The sequence below is a fragment of the Nonomuraea sp. NPDC051298 genome, assembly GCF_055586305.1.
In genome coordinates this window covers 390,167-401,678 of sequence record NZ_JBVJIM010000006.1, presented here as the reverse complement: position 1 = coordinate 401,678, position 11,512 = coordinate 390,167, and the positions used below count along the sequence as shown (strand labels likewise).

Below are 11,512 nucleotides of genomic sequence, written 5' to 3'. Positions count from 1 at the left end.
GCATACTATCGCCCCGTCCATCCCGCCGGCCTCATGGCTCTGAGGCGACCGTGTCCGGGAGCCGGTCAGAGGTATCCCGCGTCGGGCCTGGCCTGCCCGCCGTGGGGATCGGACGGGTGCTGGGCGTCCGGGTGGTGTACGCCCCGTTGCACGGTCATCCCGACCCTGATGCCCTGGAACACCCCTTCCAGCCAGCCCACGAGCTGGCTGTGGGCGATCCGGACCTCCGACTGGCTGAGGGTGTGGGACGGCTCGGGCAGCAGGCGGTCCAGCTCGTCCCGCAGCTCGGGGGCGACGGAGTCGCCGATCTCCGCGACCACCCGCGCGTGGAGGTGCCAGAGCTGCTCGCGGGTGTGCTCGTCGAGGGCGAGCCCGCGGGCCTCGTCGAGCAGCGAACGGGCCATGGTGCTGACCCGCAGCAACCTCGCCGGCTCCCTGACCCGCCCGATCTCGGCCTCCAGCGACGCCACCCGAGGATCGCCCGCCCCATCCGCGTCCGCCTCGTGGTCCGTCCGGCGCCGGCCGTCTGCGCGCTCGTCTGCGCCCTCGTACGGGCCCTCGTCCGGCACGGTGCCGTCCCTCCCGTCGGGCCGGTGGGGGGTGCCGGGGCCGTCGCGGCGGGGCGGGCGGGGTGTCGATGTCATGTCGCCGTCCTGTGGGTCGCTGATCGCCCGAAGGCGCCGGTCACGAGGGACCCCCTGCCCGCGTATCCACGGCTCACGCCCGTACGGTCGCGGCCCGGCCAGGAAGCCCATACCGTGCGGGGCCGCGGCGATCCCTGGTCGCTAGGCCAGCGTGATCAGGTCGGCGTACCCGTCGTTCCACAGGTCCTCGACCCCGTCGGGCAGCACCAGCACCCGCCCCGGGCGCAGCTCCTCGACGGCCTCCCGATCGTGCGTGACCATGACGACCGCCCCCCGGTACGCCGACACGGCCGCCAGCACCTCGGCCCGGGACGCCGGGTCGAGGTTGTTGGTCGGCTCGTCGAGCAGCAGCACGTTGGCCCGCGAGCTGACCAGCCCGGCCAGCGCCAGCCGGGTCTTCTCCCCGCCCGACAGCACCCCGATGGGCTTGTCCACGTCGTCGCCGCCGAACAGGAACGACCCCAGCACCGCCCTGGCCTCGCCGTCGCTCAGGTGCGGGGCGGCCGCCGCCAGGTGCCCGCCGACGGTGTGGCCAGGGTCGAGGGTGTCGTGCTCCTGGGCGAAGTAGCCGAGCCGCAGCCCGTGCCCGCGCACGACCCGCCCGGAATCGGGCCGCTCCTGCCCGGCCAGCAGTCTGAGCAGCGTGGTCTTGCCCGCGCCGTTGAGCCCGAGTACGACGAGCCTGCTGCCCCGGTCGACGGCCAGGTCCACGCCGGTCAGCACGGGCAGGTCCCCGTACGACTTGGTCAGGCTGATCGCGCCGAGCGGCGTGCGCCCGCTGGGCGCGGGCTCGGGCAGCCGGATGCGCGCGACCTTCTCGGCGCGGCGCACCGGCCGGGCCTCGGTCAGCATGCGGTCGGCGCGGCGGGCCATGTCCCTGGCCCGGACCGCCGTGGACGACCTGGCGCGCATCCGGTCGGCCTGGGCGTGCAGCGCGGCGGCCTTGCGCTCGGCGGCGGCCCGCAGCCTGGCCCTGCGCCGGTCGCCGGCCTCGCGGTCGGCCAGGTACGCGTGCCACCCGGTGTTGTGCACCTCGAGTGCGCCCTGCTCCAGGTGCCAGACCCGGTTGACCACCCCGGCCAGCAGCCCGGTGTCGTGACTGATGAGCACCAGCCCGCCGGAGCAGCCGGTCAGGAACGTACGCAGCCAGGCGACGGAGTCGCCGTCGAGGTGGTTGGTCGGCTCGTCGAGCAGCAGGACGCCGGGCTCGGCGAACAGCACGCGGGCCAGTTCGACGCGCCGCCGCTGCCCGCCGGACAGGGTGCCCAGCGGCTGGTCCAGGGCGCGTTCATGCAGGCCGAGCCCGGCGGCGACGCGGGCCGCCCCGGCTTCGGCCGGGTATCCGCCGCGGGCCTGGAACTCGGCCTCGGCCCTGGCGTAGCGGGCCATCGAGCGTTCGTCGCCCGACGCGGCGAGCGCGGTCTCGGCGGCCCGCAGGTCGCGCAGCGCGCGGTCCAGGCCGCGGGCGGACAGGATGCGGTCGAGCACGGCGGTGCCCGCGTCGGCGGCGGCGGGGTCCTGCGGCAGGTAGCCGACGGGCCCGGTGCGGACGATGTCGCCGGCCGCGGGCTGGAGCCGCCCGGCGAGGGTCTCGAGCAGGGTGGTCTTGCCCGCGCCGTTGCGGCCGACCAGGCCGACGCGGTCGCCGGGGGCGACGTGGGCGGTGGCCCCGGACATCAGGAGGCGGGCGCCGGCACGCACGTCGACGCCACGGAAGGTAAGCATGAGAACTCGCTCCGGAACTACTGGAGGACACACGGGTGGCGTGGAAGCTGGTGTCCTGGCTAGGAGATCCGGGGCGTTGACATGCGGTCAGTTTACGGGCGGGCCGCACGGGCCCGCCACGAGATTTCCGGCCGCCGGGTGCGGCGTCAGTTCCAGATGCCGGGCATCTTGCCGGGCACGCGGTCCTTGACCTCGCTCTGGTCGATCACGTCGCCCCCCAGCGGGAGCTCCACGGTGACCTCGCGGCCCCAGTCCGCGTAGCGGGTGTCGGACTCGACGTGCACGGTCCGGTTCTGGATGGGCAGGGACGCCTTGGCGGACACCCGCTCGACCAGGCCCTTCTCACCGAACCAGAGCGTGTAGGTGATCTTGCCGTCGCGCTTGGCGGTGAACGACTTGCCGTAGAACGCGGCGAAGGGCGCCGACGCCTTGGCGAGCTTGCCGGCCTTGACGCTGCCCTTGAGGATGCCGCCGCTCCACGAGGTGCGGGCGGCGATGAGGGCCTTGAGCGTGGCCGGGTCGAGCACCTCGACGACCAGGTTGCTCGGCGGCAGGATGACCTTCCGGTAGCGGACCCAGCTCTCGCCCTGGATCAGCGCCTGGTCGACCACCGGTCCTGAGACGTAGCTCAGGCCGCCGGAGGAGACCATCCTGATGGGCCCCTCCTGCAGGGCCTCGGTCTCCTCCGGGCTCGACTTCTTCAACTGGCCCAGCAGCTTCTCGCTGTACTGCAGGGTCTGCCCCAGGTCGGAGGCGACGGGGCCGCGCGGGCCGAACCCGACCGTGCCGTCCAGCGCGGAGGTGGCCACCAGGCCGGCCGCGTACGTCACCTTGGCGGTGGCCGTCAGGTTGACGGCCTTGCCGCGGGCTAACTGGGACTGGAGCGCCTTGACCGGGTCGCTGGTCAGTGCGGCGTGCGCGGGCGCGGCGGAGAGCTGCGCCATACCCGCGACCACGGCGACACCGACGATGGTTCGCTTCATGGTTTTCCTTGGGAACGGTCCTGAAAGACCCGAACAATCTGGTGCATCAAAGATCGCCAGTCAAGCCGAATCGGATTATCCGGGCGAACCGGTCTGGATGGCCCCGCCTCCGCCGCCCGCCACCGCCGGCGAACCGCGGTCGCGGGCCCAGGAGAGGCAGGGTGGCGACCGCGGCGCGCCACCGCGTACGGGCTGGTCATGGCAGGTCAGCCGGTACGCGGCAGCCGGTTTCGCCGGGCCGGAGGCAGCCGGCCCGGCGAAGACCGCTCACCGGGGACGAGCCCAGGAGATCGACCCGGGAGATCAGCTACGGGCCCAGAGGGCGGGCACGCCGGGTGGCTCCCAACCCGGCAGGCTGGTGTGCCCCTGCAGGCACCGGTACGACACGCCCTCGTACGTCACCACGGCACCCGCCGCGTACGCCGTGTACGGAGCCCAGGTGGTGCCCTGTCCCCCGGCGACCGTCAGGCTGAACGTGGCCGAGCGGTCCACGCTGACCCCGTCACCGTTGAGCCTGACGGCGTACGTGCCAGGGGAGACCCCGGCGGCGGTCGAGAGCGTCACCGTGGACGACTGCCCTGACGTGATCGTCTGCGGGGCGAAGGCGACCGTCACGCCCGCGGGCACGTCGCCCGCCGACAGGGTCACGCTCTGCGACTGCCCGGAGGTGACCTGCGTGGCGATGGTGGCGGTGGCCGCCTCGCCCGCCCGTACCGAGGCCGAGGCGGGGCTCACGGTGAAGGAGTAGTCGTTCTGCGAGGTCTGCCCGATCCGCAGGTTGTAGGCGGCCTGCCGGTCCACGTCGGCCCCGTCGGCGGTGACGGTGACGGCGTGGTCGCCCTGCGGGCTGGACGCGGAGGTGGTGAGCGTCAGCGTGGCGGTCTGGCCCGCGGTGATCGTCTCGGGGCTGAAGGAGGCCGTCACGCCGGCGGGCAGCGTCCCGGCGCGCAGGGTGATCGACTGCGCCGAGCCGCCGGTGACCGCGGTCCTGACCGTGGCCGTGGCGCTCTGTCCCGGCGTGACCGTGCCCGAGGCGGGATCCAGGGTCACCGAGAAGTCGTTGCCGGTCTGCGCGCACGTCGGCTCGCCCGTCTGCGCCCGTACGCTGACGCCGTCCCACGCGCTCTTGACCACGTTGAACTCGGCGCAGCTACCCGGATAGAGCGTCTTGGCCGCCTGCAGGGTGGCGACCCGGGCCTTGGCGTGCGTCCACGGCTGCGTCTTGGTGTTCAGGGCGGACATGAAGACCTCGCCCGCCTTGCGGACGCCGATGCCGGTGATGGCCGCGCCGCCGTCGCACCGGGTGCTGGCCGGTTTGCCGGCCGGGTTGGTGCCCTCGGCCGCCAGGTAGAACCAGTGGTTCTGCGGCCCGGCCGCCGCGTGCACCTCGGTGCCGGGGATGGAGGCGCTGTAGCAGTTGGGGTGCCCGAGCGCCGACGGGTTGTACATGTTCCTGATCGGGCCCTGCCCCGAGAGGTTGACCTCCTCGCCGACCAGGTAGTCCGGCGGGTCGTTGGGGTTGGCGGCGTACGCCTCGGTGAGGGCGCCGAAGATGTCGCCGGTGGACTCGTTCAGCCCGCCGCTCTCGTTGCCGCTGCCCGCGCCGCCGCCGGTGAACTGGAAGATGCCGTGCCCGAACTCGTGGCCGACCACGTCCATGGAGGTGAGCTGCTGGGTTCCGGCGGAGTTGCGGCCGAAGGAGGCGTAGGAGCCGTTCCAGTACGCGTTGACCGCGTTCAGCCCGACCCGGGAGGGGAAGCCGCCGCCCTGGCCGTTGATGCCGTTGCGGCCCAGCCAGGTGCGCAGCATGTCCCATTCGCGCTGCGCGCCGTAGAGGGCGTCCACGCAGGCGGTCTCCAGGCTCGCGCCCTGGCCGTCGCCCCAGGTGTCGGTGGTCTTGGTGTACGGGGTGCCGTTCTGGCCGCCGCACTGGACGCCGGGCCTGCCCGGGTCGCGCATCGTGTACGACGGCGACGTGTCGATGGTGACGGCGCCGTTGTAGTGGCCGTTGCCGGTGCCGTCGCGGACCTCGTCCCATTCGTCGACGACCTTGCCGGTGAGCGCGTCCACGTACACGTGGAGGCGGGTCTCCCGGCCGGCCTCGGTGGCCCCTGACACGACGGCCTCGTACGCCAGGCGGGGCTCGGCGGTGGCGGCGTGCACGGACAGCACGGGAGTGGCCACGCTCGCGGGCCTGGCGACCCTGGCCCGTGCCGTGACCGCGGCCGCCGCCGCGCTCACCTTCGGCCGGGTGCCCACGGCTATCTCGGTGCGCTGGCCGGTGGTGACCGTGCCGATCACCGATCCGGTGGCGTCGGTGGTGACGATCGCCTCGCCGCCGTACACGGGCAGGCCCGCGTGGGTGCGGGCGTAGGTGAGGTACTGCAGGCCGCGGACACCCTCGACGGCCGAGGTCAGCGCGAACGCGTCGCGCTCGGAGGCTCGCAGCGCCGCCGGCTCCGCCAGGACCGCGGCGCGCGCGGTGGCGATCGCGTTCCTGCGCTCGTCGGGGCTCGGGGGGTCGGCCGCCTGCGACGCCCGGACCGTGGCGCTCGTGGCGCTCGCGGCACCGGCCGCCCAGGCTTGACAGACGGGCAGGGCTAACGCGAGCAGTGCGGCAGCCCCCAACCTGAGTCTGGGGTTCACTCTGTGGCTCCTCAGGGGGGTGTGGTGGAAGAGCCCCGGCCGGCTGGGGATGCCTTCAGGTTGTCATCGGTCAGGTGGGCCTCGGTAGCCAACAATTTCCCATAACACCGTGATATGACGGCTCCGAACTGGGATTTCGCGGGCCCCGAGGCCGAAAGAAAGGTAAAGAAGCTTTCCAGTAAGGGGCCTCAGGCGGGGAAGTCCTTCGGGTTGATGTGCCTGGTCCGCGCGTTGCCACCCTTGACCGCCTTGAGGGTCAGCGTCCAGATGGTGCTGGACTTGGACGTCGTGACGAACTTCAGCCGGTCGTCGAAGCGCGCGTAGGCGGCGGAGCGCGCGAACCGGCCCTTGGAGGCGTTGAAGCGGTAGCCGGTGGTGAAGTAGATCCGGTAGGTGCCGTCCTTGACGTCCTTGATGCTCGCGGTGGACTTGGCGCGCACGTAGATGCTGATCGCCTTGGAGCTGCCGCGGACCAGGGCGACGACGCCGTCCTTGGTGGTGCCGTTCTTGATCTTCAGGACGCCCTCTCCGCCGCTGATGCGGTCGTAGAGGATCTTGCCGTTGCTCGGGCGGGCCGCCGCCGCGGAGGCGACGGTACGCTCGCCCGCTAACACGGTGGTGGCGGCTCCTGCGGGGGGTGCGGTCACCAGGCTGCCCGCCAGCGCGACCGCGGCGATGACGCCGGTACGCAGCGCGGTTCCGTCGAGTGCTCTCTTCACGATCAACATCTCCTTCGTGACGCTTGGTCACGGGTAAAGATAGAAGATCCCCACCTGAACCGATACCGAGTATTTCGACGGCGTGCTTCGCCGGGGACGTCAGTTGCGGGCCGGGTGGGCGTCCGACGGGGAGCCGCCCCACCGCGCCACCGCCGCCGCCGTCCGCGCGGGCAGGTCGGCCCGGTCGTCGCCGGCCCAGGCCACGTAACCGTCGGGGCGGACCAGCAGCGCGCCCGGCAGTCCTGGTACCGGCGGACCCGCGTACCGCGCGACCGTGACCCCGCCGACCCTGCTGACCTTGGCGACCCCGGCGACCCCTGCGACCCCGAGCCCGGCTGCCCGCGCCGCCGCGCCGGAGCCGGTCGCGTCCAGCAGCAGGGGCCGCCCGTCGCGCAGCAGCTCGTACAGCCGCCCGCCCGCGCAGGGCAGATCGGGCATCCGCCGCCCCGTCCAGGGGTGGGCGTGCCTGGGGGCGGGGTAGCCGATGGCCAGGCCGGTCAGCCTCCCCGCCAGCAGTGCGCGGGTGCGGCGGAAGCGCAGGAGCAGCCGGAGCGCCACACCGCGCAGCACGCGGCGGGCCGCCGAGCGGCCGAGCACCAGCCGGTTGAAGGCGTCGGTCAACGCGAGCACCTGCGCGCCCACGCGGTGCCGCTCACGCTCGTACCCGTCCAGCAGCCCGTCCAGGAGCCCGTCCTGGAGCCCGTCCGGCGGCCCGGCGGGAGTCTGCCCCCGTACGGCCGCGGCCAGCCGCCAGCCGAGGTTCATCGCGTCCTGGATGCCGGTGTTCATGCCCTGCCCGCCGAGCGGCGAGTGCACGTGGGCGGCGTCCCCGGCCAGGAACACGCGGCCGGCGCGGTACCGGCCGGCCTGCCTGCGCTCGCTCAGGAAGCGGGAGCTCCACCGCTGCTCGCGCATGCCGTAGTCGGTGCCGGCGATGCGCAGGAAGGCGTCGCGCATCTCCTCCATCGGCAGCGGCACGTCGAGGGGCACCTGCTCGCGCAGCCGGTCCCAGGCGATGGCCCGGAACCAGCCGTCGCCGAACGGGATCATGATGACCACGCCCTCGCTCCCGGCCGCGCCGGACAGGGTGTCCTGCGGCGGCTCGGTGAGGCGGACGTCGGCCAGCAGGATGTGCGTCTCGTACTGCCGTCCGGCGAAGTCGATGCCAGCCAGGCCGCGTACCCGGCTGTGTGCGCCGTCGCAGCCGACGACGTAGCCGGCCGTCTCCGTACGTCCGCCGGCCAGCTCGACCACCACCTGCCGCTCGTCCTGCCGCAGGCCGGTCACCTCCGCGCCGCGGACGATCTCCACACCCAGCTCGCGGGCGCGCCTCTCCAGCACCCGCTCCGTGCCGCTCTGCGGGACGATGAGGAGCATCGGGTACCTGGTGTCGAGCGTGCCCAGGTCGAGCGTGGCGCCGGGGATCGGCTGGATCTCGCGCACCGGCACGCCGTGCGGCATCAGCTCGTCGGCCAGGCCCCTGGCGTCCAGCAGCTCCAGCGTACGGGCGTGCACGGCGAACGCCCGGGTGATGTTGGGCTGCTCGGCGCGCCGCTCCAGGATCCGGCAGCGGACGCCCGCCAGCGCCAGCTCGCACGCCAGCATCAGGCCGGTCGGTCCGGCGCCTACGACGATCACGTCGGTCGGGTTCATCAGGGCTCATCCCTCCGGGTTCGGTGTCACCACCATGCGGCCCGTCCGCACCCCGTCGCATCGGTGAAGTGCACAGTCCCGTCCCCTGGCCCGTCCCCTGGCCCGTCCAGGTCAGCGGGCGCCGCCGAGGGCGTCGGGGTGCTCCAGCGACAGGCGTACGAGTTCGGCCCGCGACGAGAGGCCCAGCTTCACGAAGACCTTGTGCAGGTGGTAGTCGACCGTGCGCGGGCTCAGGAACAGGTGCGCCGCGATCTCCCTGTTCGTCCCGCCCTCGCTGACCAGGCGCGCGATCTGCGACTCCTGCGGCGTGAGGTCGGCGACCGTGCTCGGGTCGCGTTTGCGCGCGCTCTCCCCCGTCGCCTGCAGTTCGACGCGGGCCAGCTCCGCCCACGGCGCCGCGTCCAGCCGTTCGAACGTCTCGCACGCCGCGCGCAGGTGGCGTCGTGCCTCCGCGCGCCGCCGTCGCCTGCGCAGCGCCTCGCCGAACAGCAGCGCGGTCCTGGCCGTGTCGAACGGCCGCCCCGCCTCGGCGTGCAACGACAGCGCCTCCGTGAACCGGGCCTCGGCCGCCCCCTCCTCCACCAGGCCGCGGCAGCGGGCCACCAGCGCGTGCGCCCAGGGCGAGCGGACCGGTCCGGCCCAGCTCCGCAGCAGGTCGAGGGCCGCGCTCGCGCGTTCTGGGCGACCGGTGCGGACGGCGGCCTCGACCAGATCGGCGGCGGCGAAGATCTTCACGATCGGGTGACCCTCGCCCGGGGCGGCGTCCGCCATGGCGCTGAGCCGGTCGCACGCCTGCGCGGTGCGTCCCTGGCCCAGGTCGAGCAGGGCCAGCGCCCAGGCCGCGATCCCGGCGGACGGGCCCAGCCGCTGCCCGATGGACTGGGCCAGCGCGGCCTCCGCCTCCGTACGGCACTCCTCGGACCGCCCTCGCACGGCGGCGATCCAGGCGAGCACCGAGCGGTGGTGCGCGGCCGTATTGTCCTGCCGGGTGTCGAGCGCCAGCCGGAGCCCCTCGGTCGCGGTGGCGCGGGCGGCGGCGAGGCGGCCCGTCCACATCTGCAACGAGCCCAGCGGCGCGAGGAGGAGGGGCAGCGCGCTGACCGCTCCCGAGCCGCGCGCGCGGACGGCCGCCGCGGTGAACAGGTCGAGCGCCTCGCCGTCCGCGCCCAGGAACATGGCCGCGCCCGCGGCCGTCCACACGCTCAGCGGACCGGCGGCCTCCCCTGGCTCTGCCTGTGCCGTCTCCCTGGCCGTCTCCCTGGCCGTCTCCCTGGCCGCCTCCTGGGCCGCCTCCTGGGCCGTCTCCAGGGTTGCCTCCTGAGCTGTCTGCCTGGCCAGCGCGTGGCCCTCGCGCAGCGGGCGGGCGGCCCGCTCCGGGTCGCCCGCCAGGAGCGCGGCCAGGCCGACCATCAGCCGGGCCCCCGCGGCGGCGGTGTCCTCCACCGGGGGCAGTACCGCCAGCCGCCGCCCCGCCTCGGCCACCTTGGACAGGTCGGCGGCGGTCCAGGCGAGCCGGCCCGCCTCGGTCAGCATGCGCGCGGCCTGGCCGGGGTCGAGCGCGGCGACCGGCTCCGCCCCGGCGAGCAGGATCGCGTACCCGGTGTCGGGACGGCCGCACAGGCCCTCGATCGCGCCGCGCACGTGCTCGCCCCTGGCGCGCAGCCGGGGCTCGGCGGTGTGCCGGACGGCCTCGTCCACCAACGCGCCGGCGCGGGCGGGCTGCCCGGCCAGCCAGGCGGCCTCCGCGGCGAGCGTGAGCCGCCGCGCCCGGTGCTCGGCGTGCGCGGTGAGACCGGCCGCGCGGTGCAGCGCGCTCGCGGCGGCGGCGTGCGCGCCGCGCCGGGCGGCCCGCTCGGCGGACGCCTCCAGTTCCCCGGCCACGCTCTCGTCCGGGCCGGTCGTGGCGGCGGCCAGGTGCCAGGCGTGCCGGTCGGCGTCGGCACCGGCCAGCTCCGCCGCCAGGGCCTGCTCCACGGCGCGGCGGCGCAGGAACGTCGCGCCCCGGTAGACGGCCGAGCGGACGAGCGGGTGGCGGAAGGTCAGCGCGCCGTCGTCGACCTGGACCAGCCCGGCGCCCTCGGCCTCGTCGAGCGCGTCGGCGGCCACGTCCAGCCGCCGCGCGGCGCGCAGCACCAGGCCGACGTCGCCGCTCTCCTCGGCCGCGGCGACGAGCAGCAGCGTCTGCGCGGGGGCGGCCAGCCGCCGCACCCTGGCCAGGAAGACCTCTTCGAGCGCGGCCCCGGCGGGCAGGCGTTCGGGCAGCGGGCGCGACCCGGCGAGCTGGTCGGGCGACAGCGAGCCGGGCAGCTCCAGCAGCGCGAGCGGGTTGCCCGCGGTGCCCTCCACCAACAGGCCGGCCACCTCGGGGGCGAGCGCCGCCTCCGTACGCTCGGTCAGCAGGGCCCGCGCGGCCTCCGGCGCCAGCCCGCCCAGGCGCAGCTCGGGCAGCCCGGCAAGCGGCCGCGCGAAGCCCACGCGAGCAGTCGCGGGGCTCATGGGAGTTTGCGCGGGGCTCACGGGAGTTGGCGCGGGGGCCACGGGAGTACGCGCGGGCGCGGAGCCCGCGAGCGGACGCGCGGAGCCCACGGCGTCCTCGTCGCGCGCCGCGAACAGCAGCACCACGCCCTCCGCCTCCAGGCGCCGCGCCACGAACGCCAGCGCGTCGGCCGAGGCCCCGTCGAGCCACTGCGCGTCGTCGATCAGGCACAGCAGCGGCCCGTCCTCGGCCACCTCGGACAGCAGGCTCAGCACCGCCACGGAGACCAGGAACCGGTCCCCCTCCACGGGCTCCCCCAGCCCGAACGCGCCCCGCAGCGCCGCCGCCTGCCCGGCGGGGATCGCCCCGAGCCGGTCGGCAACGGGCCGCAGGAGCTGATGGGCCGCCGCGTACGGCAGCTCGGACTCGGGCTCGACGCCGCCGCCGTGCAGCACCCGCATGTCCGCCGCCCGCGCGGCGGCGTATCCGAGCAGCGCGGACTTCCCGATGCCCGCCTCCCCGCGCACGACCAGGACGCCGCTGCGGCGCTCGCGCGCGCCGTCGATCAGCCGCGCGACGAGAGCGCACTCCCGCTCCCGGCCATGCAGCATGCCCTGATCGTACGACCGCCCGCCCCACGCCCGCCCCCGATCGCAGGAGCTGCGT

At 74.7% G+C, this 11,512-nt stretch carries 7 protein-coding genes; all 7 read right to left on the bottom strand.

The annotated features are described in order from the left end of the window. Window positions 1–65: 65 nt before the first annotated feature. The gene (locus tag ACZ6S0_RS21380) at window positions 66–644 is read right to left on the bottom strand and encodes a proteasome activator (protein WP_465920205.1); all 579 of its coding nucleotides are present in this window, start codon (window positions 642–644) and stop codon (window positions 66–68) included. A 141-nt stretch (window positions 645–785) separates the two neighbouring features. Continuing rightward, window positions 786–2,369, bottom strand: coding sequence for an ABC-F family ATP-binding cassette domain-containing protein (locus tag ACZ6S0_RS21375; protein WP_465920203.1), 1,584 nt, complete (start codon window positions 2,367–2,369; stop codon window positions 786–788). A gap of 146 nt (window positions 2,370–2,515) precedes the next feature. Next, entirely contained in the window at window positions 2,516–3,352 is an 837-nt protein-coding gene (locus tag ACZ6S0_RS21370; protein ID WP_465920200.1) for a hypothetical protein, read from the bottom strand. Between the two features lie 303 nt (window positions 3,353–3,655). Continuing rightward, a complete protein-coding gene (locus ACZ6S0_RS21365; RefSeq protein WP_465920197.1) occupies window positions 3,656–5,998 on the bottom strand; it encodes a M4 family metallopeptidase in 2,343 nt (780 codons plus the stop codon). Window positions 5,999–6,186: 188 nt separating this feature from the next. Next, window positions 6,187–6,717 (bottom strand): hypothetical protein, encoded by a 531-nt coding sequence (locus tag ACZ6S0_RS21360; RefSeq protein ID WP_465920195.1) that lies wholly within the window; start codon window positions 6,715–6,717, stop codon window positions 6,187–6,189. A 99-nt stretch (window positions 6,718–6,816) separates the two neighbouring features. Further along, window positions 6,817–8,370 (bottom strand): FAD-dependent monooxygenase, encoded by a 1,554-nt coding sequence (locus ACZ6S0_RS21355; protein WP_465920194.1) that lies wholly within the window; start codon window positions 8,368–8,370, stop codon window positions 6,817–6,819. 111 nt (window positions 8,371–8,481) lie between these two features. Further along, window positions 8,482–11,457, bottom strand: a complete 2,976-nt coding sequence (locus tag ACZ6S0_RS21350; protein WP_465920192.1) for an ATP-binding protein — start codon at window positions 11,455–11,457, stop codon at window positions 8,482–8,484. Between the last annotated feature and the right edge of the window lie 55 nt (window positions 11,458–11,512).